This is a genomic window from Achromobacter sp. ACM02 (assembly GCF_014851605.1).
Classification (GTDB): domain Bacteria; phylum Pseudomonadota; class Gammaproteobacteria; order Burkholderiales; family Burkholderiaceae_B; genus Achromobacter; species Achromobacter aegrifaciens.
In genome coordinates, this window is record NZ_JACUZY010000001.1 from 858,186 (window position 1) to 877,963 (window position 19,778).

Here is a 19,778-nt window from a genome sequence, read left to right on the forward strand (position 1 = left end):
ATATTGTGCGCGTGCAGCCTGGCCTGTTTGGCGCTATATTTTGACGAAACCATTCAAATTTTTTGAACATTGGTGCCAAGCCCCCGACCATGCAAGCCATCACCCCCGAACTTCTGATCCTGGTGGACGCCATCGCCCGCCACGGCAGCTTTGCCAAGGCCGCCCGCGAACTGGGCAAGGTGCCTTCGGCCGTCACCTACTCCATCCGCAAGCTGGAAGACGGCTTGGACGTGCTGTTGTTCGACCGATCCGGACACCGCGCGCTGCTGACGCCAGCGGGCGAAACGCTGCTGAAGGAAGGCCGCCACGTCTTGCAATCGCTGGACGACCTGGCCTGCCGCGTCAAGCGCATTGCCACGGGCTGGGAGGTGGAGTTGCGCATCGCGGTCAGCGCGGTGCTGCCGTGGCGGCCGCTGTACGACCTGATCGAGGAGTTCCAGGCGCTGGGTAGCGCCACCACGCTGCGCTTTTCCAGCGAGGTATTGAGCGGCAACTGGGACGCCCTGACCTCAGGACGGGCCGACCTGGTCATCGGCGCGGGCGCGGCGGGCGAGCCGACCGGCCCCTATCGCTCGCAAGCCATGGGCCAATCCCAATTCGGCTTCTGCGTGGCCTCGCACCATCCGCTTGCTTCGCTGCCGCAGCCCTTGAGCCGCGCCGACATCACGCGTTATTGCGCGGTGGTGGTGGCGGACACGTCGCGTAACCTGGCGCCGCAGACGCGCGGCATCCTGGCCGAACAGCCCACCCTGGTCATGCCTACCATGCAGGCCAAGATAGACGCCCAGGTGCGCGGCCTGGGCTGCGGCTACTTGCCGCTGACCCTGGCCGCGCCGTATCTGGCGCAAGGCTTGCTGGTGGTGTGCGAAACGGACGAAGGCATGTCCCTGACGGAACACCTGACATACGCCTGGCGCTCGGAGCCGCCGGGCGAAGCCCTGAAATGGTGGCTGCAGAAGCTGAAATCGCCGCGCCTCTGCGAGAGCCTGTTGGGGATGGGATAAGGCGCGCGGCCGCGCGCCTTATTCGTCCTCGATGCCCAACTCGCGCAGCTTGCGCGTGATGGTGTTGCGGCCGATGCCCAGGCGGCTGGCGGCCTCGACCCGGCGGCCGCGGCTGGCATCCAGCGCGCTTTGCAGCAGGATCTTCTCGAACTGGCGCGTGAGCGTGGCCATGACCGCCGGTTCGCCACGTTCCAGCCGGTACTGCGCGTCGCGCAGCAGGGAGTCCTGCCAGTTGCGTGGAGAGCCCGCTTCCATGGGCGCCGAGGTCGGAACCACGGTGCCCACGCCGGCCATGGACACGGCCGGACGCAACGGCGCGGGACTCGGCTGCGGCTGGTGCTCCATGGCGCGGATTTCCGGCGGCAGGTCCGCCGGCTCGACCGTCTGGCCGGGCGCCATCACGGTCAGCCAATGGCAGAAGTTCTCCAGCTGGCGCACGTTGCCCGGAAAATCGAACTTGGACAGCACGGCAAGCGCTTCCGGCGTCAGGCGCTTGACCGGCACTCCCAGCGCACGGGCGCTGGCGGTCAGGAAGTGGCCGGCCAGCGCCGGAATGTCCTCCACCCGTTCGCGCAACGGCGGCAGGCGCAGACGGATCACGTTCAGGCGGTGGAACAAGTCCTCGCGGAACAGGCCCTGTTCCACGCGCTGTTCCAGCGGTTGATGGGTGGCGGCGACGATGCGTACGTCGACGCGCACCGGCTGCGCGCCGCCGACGCGGTAGAAGCTGCCTTCTGCCAGCACGCGCAACAGGCGCGTCTGCAACTCGATCGGCATGTCGCCGATTTCGTCCAGGAACAGCGTGCCGCCATGCGCTTCCTCGAAGCGGCCGCGACGCAGGTTGTTGGCGCCCGTGAACGCGCCACGTTCGTGGCCGAACAGCTCGGCCTCCAGCAGATCGCGCGGAATGGCCGCCGCGTTCAGCGCCACGAAGGGTCCGCCGGCGCGCACGCCATGGCCGTGCAAGGCGCGCGCCACCAGCTCCTTGCCGGTGCCGGATTCGCCGGTGATCAGCACGGTGACCTTGGACTGCGCCAGCCGGCCGATCGCGCGGAACACTTCCTGCATGGCGGTGGACGAGGACTGCGTCATCATCCACCGCTCGTTGTTCTGCGCCGATTCGCCCTGCCCTTCGGGGCTTTCAGGCTCGGCGGATTCCTGCATGGCGCGCTGGATCAGCGCCACCGCCTCGTTCACATCGAACGGCTTGGCCAGGTAGTCGAACGCCCCGCCCTGAAAGGCGGAAACGGTGCTGTCCAGGTCGGCGAACGCGGTCATGACGATGACCGGCAGGCCGGGGTTGCGTTCCTTCAACTGGCGCAGCAGCTCCAGGCCGTTGCCGCCTGGCATGCGGATGTCGGACACCAGCGCGGCGGGCGCTTCGTGCGACAGCGCTTCCAGCACGTCGGCCGATTGCGAAAAACTGCGGGTGGGCACACCGGCGCGCGCCAGGGCTTTTTCCAGGACCCAGCGGATGGCCTGGTCATCATCGACGATCCATACGGGTTTCATCAGTGTGCAGGCTCCATCGGTAGGACCAGGCGGAATTCGGTGCGGCCGGGCCGGGATTCAAATTCGATGATGCCGCCGTGCTGCTGCACGAAGTCCTGCGCCAGGCTCAAGCCCAGGCCGGTGCCTCCCGCCCGCGCCGTGACCAGCGGATGGAAGATGCGGTCGCGGATCTGATCCGGCACGCCGGGACCGTTGTCAGTAATGGACAGCACCAGCGCCAGACGATGCTGGCGGTGGGCCAGCATCACCTGCCGCGCGACGCGCGTGCGCAGCGTGACCACGCCGGGTTCGGTCTGCGGTCCCTGGGGCCGCGCCACCAGTTCCTGCGCGGCGTTGCGCGCCACATTCAGGACGGCCTGCATCAGACGGGCGGCGTCGCCCTTCAGGTCCGGCACCGAGGCGTCGTAGTCGCGCAGCAGCGTGACGTCATTGCGGAATTCGGCCTGGATCAGCGCGCAGACGCGTTCGCAGATCTCATGGATGTTCACCGGCCGCGCGTTCAGCGGCACACGTTGCGGGCCACTCAGGCGGTCCACCAGCGCCTGCAGGCGGTCGGCTTCGGAAATGATGACTTGGGTGTACTCGGCCAGTGCCGCGCTGGGCAGTTCGGCTTCGAGCAATTGCGCGGCGCCGCGCAGGCCGCCCAGGGGATTCTTGACTTCATGCGCCAGATTGCGCAGCAGTTCGCGGTGGGCTTCGATCTCGTCAACCAGGCGGTGGTTGCGGTCGGCCAGCACGCGCTGCTCGATCTCGCGGGTTTCTATCAGCACGGGCCAGCGCTGGCCCGTCAGTCCGACCGTCGTCACGGAGACTTCCACGGATTCCGCGGCGCGGCGCAACGAGGCCAGTTGCCTGACGTCGGCATAGCGCCCTGCGGCTGCGCGGTCGATGGAGGATTGGATGTTTTCCGGACTGTCGAACAGCGTGGCGGCGGATTGCCCGCCCAGTTGCTTGCGCGAGCGGCCGAACAGATCTTCAGCGGCCGCATTGGCGTATTCGATATGACCGCGCTCGTTGACCAGGAAAACGGACGTGGCTAGCAAATCGAGAGCTTCTACATTCATTTTCTACATACCCGAATGTGAGGGGACGGCGGAACGCGACGGCCGCGCCGGAAGCCGGCGCCCTGTCCACCAGGCGTAAGGCCTGGCAGACAGCACGTCGAACCGCGATCTGGCGGTGCGCGTGCTGCGGGCCCTGGTTTCTGCCTGCATCATCGCGCCACCTCCAGCTACTGCCTCAGGACATTAGAGGCTGTAGTACATGTCGAACTCGACCGGGTGCGGCGTCATGCGCAGACGGTTCACATCGGCCATCTTCAGGTCGATGTAGGCCGTGAGCATGTCGTTGCTGAACACGCCGCCGCGGGTCAGGAACTCGCGGTCGTTGTCCAGCGCTTCCAGAGCCTGTTCCAGCGAGGCGCAGACCGTCGGGATCTTGGCGTCTTCTTCCGGCGGCAGGTCGTACAGGTTCTTGTCGGCGGGATCGCCGGGGTGAATCTTGTTCTGCACGCCGTCCAGGCCGGCCATCATCAGCGCCGAGAAAGCCAGGTACGGGTTGGCCAGGGGGTCCGGGAAGCGCGCTTCGACGCGGCGGCCCTTCGGGTTGCCGACGTACGGAATACGGATCGAGGCCGAACGGTTGCGGGCCGAGTAAGCCAGCTTCACGGGCGCTTCGTAGTGCGGAACCAGGCGCTTGTACGAGTTGGTACCGGGGTTGGTGATGGCGTTCAGCGCGCGGGCGTGCTTGATGATGCCGCCGATGTAGTACAGCGCGAATTCCGACAGGCCGGCGTAGCCGTTGCCCGCGAACAGGTTCTGGCCGTCCTTCCAGATGGACTGGTGGACGTGCATGCCGGAGCCGTTGTCGCCGACGATGGGCTTGGGCATGAACGTGGCGGTCTTGCCGTAGGCGTGGGCCACGTTGTGGATCACGTACTTGACGATCTGCGTCCAGTCGGCGCGCTGCACCAGCGTGCTGAACTTGGTGCCGATTTCGAGCTGGCCGGCGCCGGCCACTTCATGGTGGTGCACTTCGACCGGCACGCCCATCTGTTCCATCAGCAGGCACATTTCCGAACGCATGTCCTGGAACGAGTCGACCGGGGGCACGGGGAAGTAGCCGCCCTTGACGGTGGGACGGTGGCCGGTGTTGCCGCCTTCGAATTCCAGGCCCGAGGACCAGGGGGCTTCTTCGGACTTGATCTTGACGAACGTGCCGGACATGTCGCTGTTCCAGGTCACGCCGTCGAAGACGAAGAATTCGGGTTCCGGACCAAAGTAGGCGGTGTCGCCCAGGCCGGAGGACTTGAGGTAGGCTTCGGCGCGCTTGGCCAGCGAGCGCGGGTCGCGGTCGTAGCCCTTCAGGTCGGAAGGTTCGACCACGTCGCACGACAGGATCATGGTCGGCTCTTCGCGGAACGGATCCAGGTTGGCGGTGGACAGGTCGGGGATGAGCAGCATGTCGGAGGCTTCGATGCCCTTCCAGCCCGGGATCGACGAACCGTCGAAGGCCTGCCCGCTTTCCAGCTTGTCTTCGTCGATCTGGCTGATCGGCACCGAAATGTGGTGCTCACGGCCAATCGTATCGGTAAAGCGGAAATCCACGAATTTGACTTCGTTGTCGGCGATCTGTTTCAGGACATCTTTCGGGCTTGCCATGTCATCTCCATTAGATAAAAAGGTCGAGGGCTTTGCCCGTCGACTGGCATAAAAGAGGGAAGCAATAAGCGTGCCAGGTTTCCTCTCCGGGATTCCCCGGGGAAATCGGCTCGATCATGGGAAAATGTAGCACCATCATGGTGCAAATAGTGGGGCATGATTGCCCCACTATGGTGCATGAACGCTACAGGAACATTTCCTGCAGGTCGTTGAGGAATCTCCAGCCCAATGGAGTCGCGCGCAGCCGGGTCGGATCGGCGTCCAACAGCCCGCGCTTGGAGGCCGCCTCCAATTGGTGCGCAATGGCGGCCAGCGACAGGCCGGTACGCTCGTTGAACGCGGTGGCGGCTACGCCCTCCTTCAGGCGCAGGGCGTTCAGCATGAACTCGAACGGCAGTTCGTCCGGCCCGACCTGGCGGCTTTCGGCGATGTGGCTGCCGTCGCGGGCCATGGCGGCCTGCATCCACGAGTCGGGCCCGCGCAGCCGCGCTTCGCGCACGATGCGGTCATGGAAGGACAGCTTGCCGTGCGCCCCCGGGCCCAGGCCCAGGTAATCGCCAAATTCCCAGTAATTCAGATTGTGGCGGCAGCGCGCGCCGGGCTTCGCGTAGGCGGAAACCTCATAGCGGGCAAGGCCGGCCGCCGCCAGCTCGGCCTCCACCGCGTCCTGCATGGCGGCGCTGGTGTCGTCGTCGGGCAGGTCCTGCGGGGGGAACTTGGCGAAGACGGTATTGGGCTCCATCGTCAGGTGATAGAGCGACAGGTGCTCGGTGCCAAAAGCCACGGCCTGCCGCAGATCGGCCGCACAGGCCTCCAGGGTCTGGCCGGGCAAGGCGAACATCATGTCCAGGTTGACGCGCGAGACCGCACGCTGCGCCATCTCGATCGCCGCCCTCGCCTGCGCGCTGTCATGGATGCGGCCCAGCTTCTTCAGCTGCGCATCGTCGAAACTCTGGATCCCCAGCGAAAACCGCGTTACGCCGCTGGCGGCATAGTCGCGGAAACGCCCGGCCTCGGCCGTGCCGGGATTGGCTTCCATGGTGATTTCGGCGTCGGGCCACAGGTTCAGACAGGCGCGCAGCATCGCCAGCAGTTCGTCCAGTCCTTCGGACGACAGCAGGCTGGGCGTGCCTCCGCCGATGAAGACGGATACCACCTGCCGCCCCCAGATCGAAGGCAGCGCCTGCTCCAGATCGCTGCGCAGGGCATCCAGATAGGCGCGTTCCGGGATTTCGCCCGGCGCCGCGTGGGAATTGAAGTCGCAATAGGGACATTTTCGCACGCACCACGGCACGTGCACATAGACGGACAGCGGCGGCAGGCTGGTCAGCGTGGCGCCGGCCGGCAGCTTCAGGCGCGACGGTTGCGCGCCCATGTCGTTGCGGATGGGAATGATGATGGACATGCGTAATTCCTGAACCGGGCGCCACGCGGCGCCCTAGTCAAGCCTGGCTCAGCTTGCTCAACAGTTCGCGCAGGGCGCGGGCGCGATGGCTCAGCCGGTTCTTTTCCTCGGGCTCCAGGGCGGCGGCGGTCAGGGCCTGGTCGGGCAGGTAGAAATGCGGATCGTAGCCAAAGCCGTTGGCGCCTTCGGGCTGATCGATGATCTCGCCATGCCACAGGCCTTCGCCTATCAGCGGCCGCGGATCGTTCTCGGAACGCACCAGCACCAGCACCGCCACGTACCAGGCGCTGCGGTCGGCCACGCCGGCCAGATTGCGCACCAGCAGTTCGTTGTTGGCCTGATCGGATTTTTCGCCGCCCAGCATCTTGGCATAGCGCGCCGAATACACGCCAGGCGCGCCATCCAGCGCCGCGACGCACAGGCCGGAATCGTCGGCCAGGGCCGGCAGTCCCGTCAGGCGGCTGGCATGGCGAGCCTTGGCCAGCGCGTTCTCGACGAACGTCACGTGCGGCTCTTCGGCCTCGGGCACGCCCAGTTCGCCCTGGGGCACAAGCTCGATGCCCAGGGGCGCGAACAGCGCGGAAAACTCGCGCAGCTTGCCGGCATTGTTGGAGGCGAGCACCACGCGGCGCAGGGAATCGGGAATCTTGGGAGCAGTCATGGGGCAAATTGTATAGGGCGCGGGCCCTATCCGCCGCCTGCGGGCGGCATGCCCCCGCGAGGCGAAAGGATATACCTCGCTCCAGGGTTGACAGTGATACTGACCCTAATTGAATATGGCGCGCCTGCCATCGACGAAACAACGCGGACATATTTTGTTGTCAACATGATCAAACTTGTCACTGATAGTATCTGAACGCACCGGCGATGGACCCCATTCACGCTTTGCCCCGGCCGGTAGCGGCCCGCGCGCCCTCATCCCCCCTGGACAGCGCGTCAGCGCACGTGAGCCTGGCCGGCATCCTGCGGGAACGGCTGCTGCGCCCACGCTTCCAGCCCGTGGTCGATCTTTCGCACAGCCGCATCTACGGCCATGAAAGCCTGATCCGCGGCCCCGTCGACACCGCCCTGCACTTTCCCGACGCCTTGTTCGCCGAGGCCCGCCGCCAGGGCCTGCATCCGCAGCTGGAGCTGGCGAGCTTCCGCGCCGGCGCGCAGGGCTTTCACCAGCACGACGCCTCCGGCATGCTGTTCCTGAACCTGTCCGGTTCGGCGCTGCTGCACTACTGGACCCTGTGGGGCGAGGAAATGCCCGAGCGCCTGCTTAAGAATTGCTCGCTCGCGCCTTCCAGCATCATCGTCGAACTCACCGAGCAGGATCCGCTGTCCGAGCACATGGCGGAGCTGTCCAGCGCATTTGCCTGCCTGCGGGCGCATGGCATGCGTGTTGCGCTGGACGACTACGGCGTGGGCAACTCCAATCTGCAGCTCTGGGCCGAGATGCAGCCGGACCTGGTCAAGATCGACCGCTATTTCTTCGACGGCATCGGCCAGGACGAGCGCAAGCAGAACATGGTGCGCGCCATCCTGAAAGTGGCGCAGCACCTGGGCACCACCATCGTTGCCGAAGGCATCGAGACCGCCGAGGACCTGGCTGTGGTGCGCGAGCTGGACATCCGCTACGCGCAAGGCTGGCTGCTGGGCCGGCCGGAGGAAATGCTGCTGACCGAGCTGGCGCCGCCGCTGCGCGATTCGCTGCGCCAACGCGCGCCGGCCGCAACGCCCGCCCGCGGCGTCGGCGGCACGGCGGCCAGCCTGCGCGTCGAAGCGCCGGCGGTACGGCTGACCGGACACACCAATGACGACGTGCACCGGCTGTTCATCGAACACAAGGAAATGCACGCGGTGGCGGTGATCGACGACGACAACCGGCCGGTCGGCATCATCAACCGGCGCGATTTCTCGGAACATTACGCCCAGCGCTACACGCGCGAGCTGTTCGGGCGGGACGCCTGCTCCACCTTCATGAATGCCGAACCGGTGCTGGTGGACCTGAACGTATCCATCGACCAGTTGAGCCACGTGCTGATCTCGGAAGACCAGCGCTATCTGATGGACGGCTTGATCATCACGCGCGAAGGCCGCTACGACGGCCTGGCCACCGGCGAAACCTTGGTGCGCTCGGTCACCGAGATGCGCATCGAGGCGGCGCGCTACGCCAATCCGCTGACCTCGCTGCCTGGCAACATCCCCATCAGCCGCCACATCGCCACGCTGCTCGAAGACGCCGACGACTTCACCATCTGCTATGGCGACCTGAACAACTTCAAGCCCTTCAACGACGTCTATGGCTATTGGCGCGGCGACGACATGATCATGTTGACCGCCGAAGTCATCAAGCGCCACTGCGATCCGCAGCGCGACTTCGTCGGCCATGTGGGCGGCGATGACTTCGTGGTGCTGTTGCGCAGCCCCGACTGGATGGCGCGCGCCCAGCGCATCATCGCGGAATTCAACGACCGCGCCATGGACCTGTATGACGACGAGGGCCGCCGCAACGGCGGGATCGAGGCCGAGGACCGCTACGGCGTGCCGCGCTTCTTTCCCTTCGTGACGCTGGGCGTGGGCGCCCTCACCGTCACGCCATCGCTATGCGAGCGCATCCGCCCTGAGGACATCGCGTCGGCCGCCGCTCACGTCAAGCACAAGGTCAAGCACGGGAACCTGTCGCTGGTGGCCGAGCGCTACACCGGCGGCGTCCTGCCGCAGCTGGATAGCTGAACCCTGCCCGGCCGCGCCATCGGCCGGCTGGGCGATCTGGAACACCGCCACGGCCCGGCGCAGACCCTGCGCCTGGGCTTCCAGCGCGGCGGCAGCGGCCGCGGTCTGCTCCACCATGGCGGCATTCTCCTGCGTCGAGCGTTCGATGTCCGCCACCGCATGGTTCACCGAGGCGATGCCCGCCGCCTGCTCGGCCGTCGCGCTGGAAATCTCGGCCACGATCTGCGTGACCCGGTCCACCGATTGCACCATGTCGCGCATGGTGTCGCCGGCCACGCTGACCTGACGCACGCCCGCCTGCACGCGCGCCGCGGAGTCCTCGATCAGGCCCTTGATTTCCTTGGCGGCCTGCGCGCTGCGCTGGGCGAGCGAGCGCACCTCGCCCGCCACCACGGCAAAGCCCTTTCCCTGCTCTCCCGCGCGCGCCGCTTCCACCGCGGCATTGAGCGCCAGGATGTTGGTCTGGAACGCGATGCTGTCGACCACGCCCACGATCTCGCCGATGCGGCGGGCGCTTTCGGCGATGCCCTGCATGCTCTGCACCACTTCCTCCACCGCCGCGCCGCCGCGCTGCGCCAGCTGGGTCGCGCCCAGCGCCTGGCGGCTGGCCAGGTCGGCGTTGCCGGCGGTCAGCTGCACCGTTTGCGCCAGCTGCATCATGTTGGCCGACGCTTCCTGCAGCGAGCCCGCCTGACGCGCGGTACGGTCCGACATGTCCGCCCCGCCCGCGGCGATCTCGCCGGAACCGGTATGGATTTCCTCGACGCCATGGCGCACCGAGGCCACTGCCGCCGACAGCCCTTTCTGCATGCGCCGCATGGCGCTGTACAGGACACCGATCTCGTTGTCGCCACGCATGGCGATCGCACCCGTGAGGTCGCCGTCGGCGATGCGGTCGAAATGCGCCCCTGCTTCATTCAGCGGCCGCAGGATACTGCGGCGGAACGCCAGGCGGATCAGCACAGCCAACAGCAGCACCAGCGCCAGCACCCCGGCCGCCACCGCGATCACCCGCTGCAGCGTGAGGCTGGCGCTGGCCACGGCCGCCTGCCCCTGATCGCGGGCGTAGGTCTGGTAGGCGTCGGCCTGCTTGACGTAGGCAGCGCCGCTGGCCGGCAGCGCCTTGTCCACCAGGCGGTTCACCTCGATCCCGTTCCAGCCCTTGATCGCCGCATGCATGGGTGCCAGCGTCTTGTCCGCGAAGGCTGCGTAGGCCGCCAATACGCCATCGAACAACGGCGCGCCCTCGGCGCTGATGTCGGGATTGGCGCGCAAGCGTCCCAGGCTGTCCCCGGCCTGCTTGAGCAGCGCCTCGGCGTGCGCCAGCGACTCGTTGCGCGCCTCTTCCAGCCCGCCTTCCATCGCCGTCTTGGCATCCGTCAGCGCCGCGCGCGCCTGGAACAGCCGGCTGGTCATGTCCGCCAGGTCGCCAGCCCGTTCGATGCTGCCCCGGCCCAGCGCTTCGATGTCCGCCCGGTTTTCCCGCAGCACCGTGATTGCCCCCGCCGCCGCCAGCGCGAACAGCACCACGAACAACGCAAGAATGGCCGACAACGCCGTCGTGACCCTGATGTTTTTCCGCATATCAGTCCATACAAAACCTGCCGCCAACGGCGGCGTTCGCATGGATTATGGACACCCAGTTTGGCAATTTCTTGACACAACCCCGGCGCCGGGATGACAAACTCCCGTCATGAAACCGAACCCCGTATTAAGCAATTGTGAATTGGCAGGGGCGGCGGCATGCGGCACATTCCACGGTGTACCGATCCATTACTCATACAGAAAACAGCATCATGACCAACGCCTCCCACGCCTATCAGGACATCCGCGAAGCCGTGCGCGATCTCTGCGCCCAGTTCCCCTCCGAATACTTCCGCAAGGTCGATGAAGAACGCGGCTATCCCGAAGCCTTCGTCCGCGCGCTGACCGAAGCCGGCTGGCTGGCCGCGCTGATCCCGCAGGAATACGGCGGCTCCGGCCTGGGCCTGACCGAAGCGTCTGTCATCATGGAAGAAATCAACCGCAGCGGCGGCAATTCCGGCGCCTGCCACGGCCAGATGTACAACATGGGCACGCTGCTGCGCCACGGCTCCGAAGCCCAGAAGCGCGAGTACCTGCCGCGCATCGCCGCCGGCGAACTGCGCCTGCAGTCCATGGGCGTCACCGAACCCACCACCGGCACCGACACGACCAAGATCAAGACCACCGCGGTCAAGCGCGGCGACCGCTACGTCATCAACGGCCAGAAGGTCTGGATCTCGCGCGTGCAGCACTCCGACCTGATGATCCTGCTGGCGCGCACCACGCCGCTGGACCAGGTCACGCGCAAATCCGAAGGCATGTCCATCTTCCTGGTGGACCTGCATCATGCCGTCAAGCACGGCATGTCGATCCGCCCGATCCCCAACATGGTCAACCACGAGACCAACGAGCTGTTCTTCGACAACCTCGAAATCCCCGAGGAGAACCTGATCGGCGAGGAAGGAAAGGGCTTCAAGTACATCCTGGACGGCCTGAACGCCGAACGCACCCTGATCGCCGCCGAATGCATTGGCGACGGCTACTGGTTCGTGGACAAGGTCACTGCCTACGCCAAGGAGCGCATGGTGTTCGGCCGCCCCATCGGCCAGAACCAGGGCGTGCAATTCCCCATCGCCCGCGCCCACATCAACGTCGAAGCGGCCAGCCTGATGCGCTACGAGGCCTGCCGCCTGTTCGACGCCCACGAGCCCTGCGGCGCACAAGCCAACATGGCCAAGCTGCTGGCTGCCGACGCGTCCTGGGAAGCCGCCAATGCCTGCCTGCAATTCCACGGCGGCTTCGGCTTCGCCACGGAATACGATGTGGAGCGCAAGTTCCGCGAAACCCGCCTGTATCAGGTCGCGCCGATCTCGACCAACCTGATCCTGTCCTACGTGGCCGAACACATCCTGGGCCTGCCCCGCTCCTTCTGACCGGACCCCGACATCAATGACCGCTGCCAAAGATATCCCGCACCTGAGCGCCGAACTCGCGGCCTTCGCCGCCAACCTGCGCTATGAAGACATCCCGGCGCCGGTGCTGCGCCGCGCCGAGGACCTGTTGCTGGACTGCCTGGCGTCCATTCTGGCGGGCGCTTCGGCGCGCGCGGTGCAGGCCATCGACCGCTACGCCGCCGCCATGGGTCCGGCCGACGGCTCCAGCGAAGTCCTGATCACCCGCCGCCGCACCACGCCGCTGTTCGCCGCCATGGTCAACGCGGCGGCCGCCCACGTGGTCGAGCAGGACGACGTGCACAACGGTTCCGTGTTCCACCCCGCCGCCGTGGTGTTCCCGCCTGCGCTGGCCGTGGCGCAAGCGCTGGGCCGCTCGGGCCGAGACCTGCTGGTCGCCTCTGTTGCGGGCTACGAAGTGGGAATCCGCGTCGGCGAATTCCTGGGCCGTTCGCACTACAAGATTTTCCACACCACCGGCACCGCAGGCACGCTGGCCGCCGCCGTCACCACCGGCCGGCTGCTGAACCTGTCCCCCGAGGAAATGCTGCACGCGCTGGGCTCGGCCGGCACGCAGGCTGCGGGCCTCTGGGAGTTCCTGCGCGACGCCGCCGACTCCAAGCAACTGCACACCGCCAAGGCCGCGGCCGACGGCATCACCGCCGCCTATCTCGCGCGCGAAGGTTTCACCGGCGCGCGCCACATCCTGGAAGGTCCGCAGGGCATGGCGGCCGGCATGTCCACCGACGCCGACCCGAGCCGCCTGTGCGACCGCTTGGGCGAACGCTGGGCGCTGGCCGAGACCTCGTTCAAGTTCCACGCTTCCTGCCGCCACACCCACCCCGCTGCCGACGCGCTACAGCAAGCGCTGCGCGACAACAAGCTGACCGAAGCCGACATCGAGCGCGTCGTGGCCCACGTGCACCAGGGCGCCATCGACGTGCTGGGGCCGGTAGTCAATCCGCAGACCGTGCACCAGTCCAAGTTCTCGATGGGCACTGTCCTGGCCCTGATCGCCCGCCAGGGCCGCGCAGGCCTGGCGGAATTCGATGCCGGCCTGGACGATCCGGGCGTCGCCACGTTCCGCGGCAAGGTCGAAATGGAACTCGACCCGGAGGTCGACGGCGCCTACCCTCAGCGCTGGATCGGCAAGGTCACGGTCTACACCCGCGACGGCCGCAAGCTGCATGGCCGCGTGGATGAACCCAAGGGCGATCCGGGTAATACCCTGAGCCGGGCGGAAATCGAGGACAAGACGCTAAGCCTGGGCCGCTACGCGGACGCCGCTACCGAGCAAGAGCTGCGCGGGCTGATCGCCGCGATCTGGAATCTGGAAAAGGCGGAAAAAATGGGAATGCTGCTGGCGTCGAAGTAAAGCCGAATCTACGGGTTGGCCGCGGGGTGCGCGTCCAACCCGTTTCTTTTGGCGCCGATCAGGCCAGCGCCGCGCGCTGCGCCCGCACCAGGCCGGCGATGCCGCTTTCGGCCAACACCAGCATCGTGTCCAGTTCCGCGCGGGTGAAGGTGGCGCCCTCGCCCGTGCCCTGCACTTCCACGAATGCGCCGCTGCCGGTCATGATCACGTTTACGTCGGCGTCGCAGGCCGAGTCTTCCTCGTAATCCAGGTCCAGCACCGCGCGACCTTGTACCAAGCCGACCGACACCGCTGCCACCGCATCGCGGATCGGGTTCGCGGCGAGGTCGCCGCGCTGCATCAGCAACGCGACGGCGTCGGCCGCGGCCACCCAGGCGCCGGTAATGCTGGCGCAGCGCGTGCCACCGTCGGCCTGCAGCACGTCGCAGTCCAGGTGCAGCGTGCGTTCGCCCAGCGCCTTCATGTCGAACACGGCCCGCAGGCTGCGGCCGATCAGGCGCTGGATTTCCTGGGTGCGGCCGCTCTGCTTGCCGCGCGCGGCCTCGCGGTCGCCGCGCGTATGGGTGGCGCGCGGCAACATGCCGTATTCAGCCGTTACCCAGCCTTCCCCCTTGCCCTTCAGAAAAGGCGGTACCTTCTCAAGTACGCTGGCCGTGCACAGCACATGGGTGTTGCCGGCCTTCACCAGCACCGAACCTTCGGCGTAGCGCGTGAACCCGCGCTCCAGGCTGAACGGCCGCAGTTCGTCGACGGCGCGGCCCGAAGGACGGGCGATGGCGGGGGTAGTGGTCACAGGCAAACTCCAGACGTGGCTTAGATCCGCCGCATTGTACGGGGTGGCGCCGCAGGAAAACGCCGCTTGGAGTATCCTGCCGCGATATAACCGGTACAAATGAAAGGGTCCGCGCCGAAAAACCGGCTGGCGCGCACACCCGCCGGTTCCCAATAAAAAGCATTACCAGGACACGCACATCATGATTCGCAGCATGACCGCCTTCGGCAACGCCCGCGCTGATCTCGAGCAAGGCACGCTTGCGCTCGAATTCCGCAGCGTCAACAGCCGCTTCCTTGACCTCTACTTCCGCCTGCCCGACGAATTGCGCCACGTGGAAACGCCGCTGCGCGAATTGCTGACCGCCAATCTGGCGCGCGGCAAGGTCGAAATCCGCGTCTCCTACACGCGCAACGCCAGCACCGACCTGTCCAAGCTGGAACCGGCCTGGCTCGAAAGCCTGGCCGAACAGCTGCAGGCCGCGCGCCGCATCCTCCCCGACATCGCCGCCCCGCGCCTGGTGGAACTGTTCAACTGGCCGGGCCAGCGCGCCAACGACGCGCTCGACCCGCAAGTCTGGGGCGCCGCCTGCATGCAGGCCGCCCAGCAGGCCCTGACCCAGCTGCAGGAAGGCCGCGCGCGCGAAGGCGAACGCCTGGCCGGCATGATGCGCGAATGCGCCGACGGCGTCGCGCGCATCGTCGAGCTGGTGCAGGCGCACCTGCCCCAACTGCTGGCGGACCACCGCGACAAGCTGGCTTCCAAGCTGCGCGAAAGCGTGGAATCCGCCTTCCCCGGCGGCTTCACCCACATTTCCGGCGCGGAACTGTCCGAACGCCTGTCCCAGGAAGCCAACCTGTTCGCCCTGCGCATCGATGTGGCCGAAGAACTCTCCCGCCTGCGCTCGCACCTGGAAGAACTGCGCCACCTGCTGGGCGACGGCGGCGGCAAACCCGCCTCCGGCAAAAAGAACGCCGGCAGCGCGGGCAAGCGCCTGGACTTCCTGTTCCAGGAAATGAACCGCGAAGCCAACACTTTGGGCTCCAAGGCCGGCAGCATGGAAGTCACCCGCGCCGCCATGGACCTGAAGCTGCTGATCGAGCAGATGCGGGAACAGGCGCAGAACATCGAATAGCGGGATACGCGATGGCGCCTCTGAATGGGCGCCGGATCCTGGGTAAAAAAAAGCAGCCCTTACCTGCTGGATGGATGATCCAGTACGTAAGGGCTGCTTTTCGTCTGGTTTTAAGGGCTCGCCCGCCCCGCATTGGCCTGTAGCTGTTGATATACGTGCTTGCGTCCTGGCCTCGATGCCGGAAGTCTGACCTTGCCGAACTAATCCAATGGATTAGAATTAACTTTGCGACAAACCATGCATGGCATTGCGGAACTGCCCTATTACATTCGTCTTGCCGACAGACTATTGCTGCCAAACGAGCGTCAAGACCTGGTTGACTACCTGGCCGGGCATCCGAAGGCGGGAGACATCATGGAGGGCACCGGTGGAGTCCGCAAATTGCGCTGGCGTCGTAGCGGGCAAGGCAAGAGCGGCGGCGCGCGCATCATCTATTACTACCACGATGATCTTATGCCGCTATATTTGCTGACGCTTTTTGCGAAAAACGATAAAGCCAATCTGACTAAGGCCCAACGCAACGAGCTAGCCGGCATGGTGACTTTGCTGGTGAATATCTGGAAAGGACAAACAAGATCATGAGCACTGCATTCGACGGCATCAAGCAAGGCTTGCAAGAAGCGATTGCCCACGCGCAGGGAGATACACGCGGCGTTCGCCTGCATCGCCCCCGCGAGGTTGACGTCAAAGCCGTACGCGCCAAAGTCGGAATGACCCAGGAACAATTCGCAGCCCGATTCGGCTTTTCGACTGCCACGCTGCGACATTGGGAACGCGGTGATCGCTCACCGCGCGGCCCTGCCCTGGTACTACTTAACGTCATCGAACGGAACCCTGAGGCCGTCATCGAAGCGTTGGCTTGACCAGCCCTCACCTCGCCTCGCCCGCCGCAGGCTCGCCCCGCAGCGCTGAATCCAGATAAGCACTACGCGCCCGCGCATCCGGGAAATGCATGTCCCGGTAGTTCACGAAGCGCGAGCCGCGCGCCAGCCGGTAGCCGGCCCAGATCAGCAGGAACAGCGGAATCCCGATGTAGGTCGCGACCACGCCGCCCCAATCGATCTTGTCCTGCAGGAACGCCTGGTAGTTCTGCCCCAGGGTGATGATCAGGCAGAGCACGAAAGCGAAGATCGGCCCGAACGGGAAGAACGGCGACACATACGGCAGATCGGCCAGGTTATGGCCCTGCTTCACGTAGCCGCGGCGGAACCGGTAGTGGCTGATGGCGATGCCCAGCCAGGCGATGAAGCCCGTCATCCCGGAGGTGTTCAGCAGCCAGATGTAGACGGCGTTGGGGCTGAAAATGAAGGTGAAAAAACACAGCGCCGCCACGACCGTCGTCGCCAGCAGCGCCCACAGCGGCACGCCGCTGCGCGAGATGCGGCCGAAGATGCGCGGCGCCTTGCCTTCGCGGGCCAGGCTGTAAAGCATGCGTGTAGCCGCGTACATGCCGGAATTGCCCGCCGACAATACCGACGTCAGCACCACCGCGTTCATGACCGAAGCCGCCCCCAGGAGGCCGGCCCGTTCGAAGATCAGCGCGAAGGGACTGACGCTGATGTCCTCGACCTCGTTGCGCAACAGGTGCGGGTCGGTATAGGGAATCAAGAGGCCGATGACCAGGATGGCCGCCACGTAGAACAGCAGGATGCGCCAGAAGACCTGGCGCACCGCGCGCGGCAGGTTGCGCGCCGGGTCCTTGGATTCGCCGGCGGCGATGCCGATGAGCTCGGTACCCTGGAACGAAAAGCCCACCACCATGGCCACGCCGATCAGCGCCGCGAAGCCGCCTGAGAACGGCGCATCGCCCACGGTCCAGTTGGCCAGGCCGCCCGTTTCTCCGCCCCGGATGATGCCCAGCAGCATCATCACGCCCATGGCCACGAACGCCAGCACCGCGATCACCTTGATCAGCGCGAACCAGAACTCTGCCTCGCCGAAGCCGCGCGCCGACATGGCGTTCAGGCCGAAGGTGATCGCCAGGAACAAGGCGCTCCAATAGAAACCCGGCACGTCGGGAAACCAGTAGGCCATGACCAGTTGCGCCGCCACCAGGTCCACCGCCACGGTCACCGCCCAGTTGTACCAATAGTTCCAGCCCAGGGCGAAGCCGAAGCCGTCCTCGACATAGCGCGCGCCGTAAGTGGAAAATGAACCGGAAACCGGCATCGCGGCGGCCAGTTCGCCCAGGCTGGTCATCAGGAAATAGACCATGATGCCGATCAGCACGTAGCCCAGCAGCGCCCCGCCGGGGCCGGCCTTGGCGATGGTCGCGCCGGAAGCCACGAACAGGCCGGTGCCGATGGACCCGCCCACCGCAATCATGGTCAGGTGGCGCGCGGACAGCGTGCGGCGCAGTTCGGAAGGCGGGTTCGCCTTCGCCTCGCGCGTGCCGCCTGAGCGACGTTCATCGTGTTCCGATGGTGCCAAAATGCATTTCCTTCAGGTCATGAAGGCACCTGTGCGCAACGCCAGGTGCCTGGGAATTTCCAAGCAACCGGCGAGAATAGCGCAAGAGGCCCCATCCGGTGAAATCGGACGGCCTCGGGGACGGATCGACGAACCTATTGAAACGCCGTTTCCATGAAGGTGCGCAGCTTGCGCGAATGCAGGCGTTCCGGCGGCATGTCGCGCAGCCGCTCCAGGGCGCGGATGCCGATTTCCAGATGTTGATTCACCTGGCGGCGGTAGAAGGCGCTGGCCATGCCGGGCAGCTTCAGTTCGCCATGCAAAGGCTTGTCCGACACGCACAGCAAGGTGCCGTACGGCACGCGGAAGCGGAAGCCGTTGGCCGCGATGGTGGCGGATTCCATGTCCAGCGCAATCGCGCGGGACTGCGCAAAACGCTCCACCAGTTCCAGATGATCACGCAGTTCCCAATTGCGATTGTCGATGGTGGCGACCGTGCCCGTGCGCATGATGCGCTTCAGATCCCAGCCCGACAGCCCGGCCACTTCTTCGACCGCCTGCTCCAGCGCCACCTGCACCTCGGCCAGCGCGGGCACCGGCACCCAGGTCGGCAGGTCGGCGTCCAGCACGTGGTCCTCGCGCACATAGCCATGAGCCAAGACGTAGTCGCCCAGGCGCTGCGAATCGCGCAGGCCCGCGCAGTGGCCCAGCATCAGCCAGGCGTGCGGGCGCAGTACGGCGATGTGGTCGGTAATGGTCTTGGCGTTGGACGGTCCCACGCCGATGTTCACCAGCGTGATGCCCGAATGGTCGCCGCGCACCAGGTGGTAGGCCGGCATCTGCGGCAGGCGGACCGCCTGGTCCTCGTCGCCCGGGCCGCTTTCGCCCCGGCGCGTGATGCGGTTGCCCGGCTCCACCAGCATTTCGTAGTCTTCGTTGCCGCTGGCCATGAGCGCGCGGGCGCGGGAGCAGAACTCGTCCACGTAGAACTGGTAGTTGGTGAACAGCACGAAATTCTGGAAATGCGCGGGCGCGGTCGAGGTGTAGTGCTGCAAGCGGTGCAGCGAATAGTCCACGCGCTGGGCCGTAAAAGGCGCCAGCGGCTTGGGCTCGCCCTCCTTGCCGCGCCAGGAACCGTTGACGATGGCATCGTCCGTCACCGCCAGGTCGGGCACGTCGAACAGGTCGCGCAGGGGCCGCTTGAGTGCCTCCAGGTGCTCGCCCTCGACGTAGGCGCCCTCGGGGAAGGCGAAATGCAGCGGAATGGGCGAATCGGACTCGCCGACTTCGACCGCCACGCGGTGGTTCTGCAGCAGTTGGCTGACCTGCTCTATCAGGTAGTCGCGAAACAGCGCGGGCTGGGTGATGGTGGTCTGGTAAATGCCCGGTTCGGCGACATGGCCGTAGGACAGCCGGGTATCGATCGGATCGTAGGTTTCCACCACGATGCGGATGGCCGGGTAGTAGGCTCGGGCGCGCTCGCGGCCGTTGGTCGAGCCTTTCAGCACTTCACGGAAGGCGGCGCGCAGGAATGCGGTATTGCGCGCATAGATTTCGATCAGGCGCTCCACTGCCGCCACCGCATCCTGGAACGGCTCGAAGGGCAAGGCTTCTGGCCGGCTCATGGAAGACAAAGGGTGCACTGCGTTCATCATCGAGCTTTACTCCGCTTCTCATCTTATCTGTAACCGCGGCCGCTGCCGGCTTGCCGGGCCGCAGGGCCGATTGCGACGATTATGCCCGAGCCCGCGCCAGATGAAGTGTCATATTCGACGGCCCGGGAAGCTGCGCGCGCCGTAACTTCCACCGA

15 protein-coding genes and 1 pseudogene are annotated in these 19,778 nt (G+C 65.9%); 7 read left to right on the forward strand and 9 right to left on the reverse strand.

The features are described 5' to 3' along the window. Positions 1-89: 89 nt before the first annotated feature. Complete coding sequence (locus tag IB258_RS03915; protein WP_054454104.1) at positions 90-1,004, forward strand: LysR family transcriptional regulator; 915 nt, start codon at positions 90-92, stop codon at positions 1,002-1,004. Between the two features lie 18 nt (positions 1,005-1,022). On the opposite strand, the gene ntrC is transcribed toward IB258_RS03915, so the two are convergent. The 5 genes from ntrC to rdgB form a co-directional block, all read right to left on the reverse strand. Continuing rightward, the gene (ntrC, locus tag IB258_RS03920; RefSeq protein ID WP_054454102.1) at positions 1,023-2,516 is read right to left on the reverse strand and encodes a nitrogen regulation protein NR(I); all 1,494 of its coding nucleotides are present in this window, start codon (positions 2,514-2,516) and stop codon (positions 1,023-1,025) included. Further along, on the reverse strand, positions 2,516-3,580 hold the full coding sequence (glnL, locus tag IB258_RS03925; RefSeq protein WP_054454100.1) for a nitrogen regulation protein NR(II): 1,065 nt from the start codon (positions 3,578-3,580) through the stop codon (positions 2,516-2,518). The genes ntrC and glnL overlap by 1 nt, the downstream gene beginning before the upstream one ends. Positions 3,581-3,763: 183 nt before the next feature. Then, positions 3,764-5,176 (reverse strand): type I glutamate--ammonia ligase, encoded by a 1,413-nt coding sequence (gene glnA, locus IB258_RS03930; RefSeq protein WP_054454097.1) that lies wholly within the window; start codon positions 5,174-5,176, stop codon positions 3,764-3,766. Positions 5,177-5,360: 184 nt separating this feature from the next. Beyond that, positions 5,361-6,581 (reverse strand): radical SAM family heme chaperone HemW, encoded by a 1,221-nt coding sequence (hemW, locus tag IB258_RS03935; protein WP_175213448.1) that lies wholly within the window; start codon positions 6,579-6,581, stop codon positions 5,361-5,363. Positions 6,582-6,618: 37 nt separating this feature from the next. After that, the gene (gene rdgB, locus IB258_RS03940; RefSeq protein ID WP_192352173.1) at positions 6,619-7,242 is read right to left on the reverse strand and encodes an RdgB/HAM1 family non-canonical purine NTP pyrophosphatase; all 624 of its coding nucleotides are present in this window, start codon (positions 7,240-7,242) and stop codon (positions 6,619-6,621) included. 206 nt (positions 7,243-7,448) lie between these two features. Between rdgB and IB258_RS03945 the strand changes: the two genes are divergently transcribed. Then, complete coding sequence (locus IB258_RS03945) at positions 7,449-9,302, forward strand: EAL domain-containing protein (RefSeq protein WP_225590251.1); 1,854 nt, start codon at positions 7,449-7,451, stop codon at positions 9,300-9,302. Between the two features lie 150 nt (positions 9,303-9,452). Here IB258_RS03945 and IB258_RS03950 read toward each other — a convergent pair. Next, positions 9,453-10,928, reverse strand: a pseudogene (locus IB258_RS03950) (methyl-accepting chemotaxis protein); the annotation flags it as partial. Between the two features lie 170 nt (positions 10,929-11,098). On the opposite strand from IB258_RS03950, the gene IB258_RS03955 reads away from it, so the two are divergent. Both IB258_RS03955 and IB258_RS03960 read left to right on the forward strand, forming a co-directional pair. Beyond that, positions 11,099-12,259: an acyl-CoA dehydrogenase family protein gene (locus IB258_RS03955; protein WP_054454089.1), complete on the forward strand. Its 1,161-nt coding sequence runs from the start codon at positions 11,099-11,101 to the stop codon at positions 12,257-12,259. 16 nt (positions 12,260-12,275) lie between these two features. Next, entirely contained in the window at positions 12,276-13,652 is a 1,377-nt protein-coding gene (locus IB258_RS03960) for an MmgE/PrpD family protein (RefSeq protein WP_192352174.1), read from the forward strand. A gap of 58 nt (positions 13,653-13,710) precedes the next feature. Here the strand turns inward: IB258_RS03960 and rph are convergent, their stop codons facing one another. Continuing rightward, the gene (gene rph, locus IB258_RS03965; RefSeq protein ID WP_054454085.1) at positions 13,711-14,445 is read right to left on the reverse strand and encodes a ribonuclease PH; all 735 of its coding nucleotides are present in this window, start codon (positions 14,443-14,445) and stop codon (positions 13,711-13,713) included. A gap of 181 nt (positions 14,446-14,626) precedes the next feature. On the opposite strand from rph, the gene IB258_RS03970 reads away from it, so the two are divergent. The 3 genes from IB258_RS03970 to IB258_RS03980 all read left to right on the forward strand — a co-directional run bounded on the left by IB258_RS03970 (position 14,627) and on the right by IB258_RS03980 (position 16,422). Further along, positions 14,627-15,559, forward strand: coding sequence for a YicC/YloC family endoribonuclease (locus tag IB258_RS03970; protein WP_119451588.1), 933 nt, complete (start codon positions 14,627-14,629; stop codon positions 15,557-15,559). A gap of 237 nt (positions 15,560-15,796) precedes the next feature. Further along, positions 15,797-16,141: a type II toxin-antitoxin system RelE/ParE family toxin gene (locus IB258_RS03975; protein ID WP_119451589.1), complete on the forward strand. Its 345-nt coding sequence runs from the start codon at positions 15,797-15,799 to the stop codon at positions 16,139-16,141. Further along, positions 16,138-16,422, forward strand: a complete 285-nt coding sequence (locus IB258_RS03980) for a DNA-binding transcriptional regulator (RefSeq protein ID WP_082400972.1) — start codon at positions 16,138-16,140, stop codon at positions 16,420-16,422. Before IB258_RS03975 ends, IB258_RS03980 begins: the two co-directional genes overlap by 4 nt. Positions 16,423-16,429: 7 nt before the next feature. Here the strand turns inward: IB258_RS03980 and IB258_RS03985 are convergent, their stop codons facing one another. Together IB258_RS03985 and IB258_RS03990 are read right to left on the reverse strand one after the other, a co-directional pair. Beyond that, positions 16,430-17,989, reverse strand: a complete 1,560-nt coding sequence (locus IB258_RS03985; RefSeq protein WP_054454080.1) for an amino acid permease — start codon at positions 17,987-17,989, stop codon at positions 16,430-16,432. Between the two features lie 134 nt (positions 17,990-18,123). Then, a complete protein-coding gene (locus IB258_RS03990) occupies positions 18,124-19,623 on the reverse strand; it encodes an AMP nucleosidase (RefSeq protein ID WP_370539806.1) in 1,500 nt (499 codons plus the stop codon). Between the last annotated feature and the right edge of the window lie 155 nt (positions 19,624-19,778).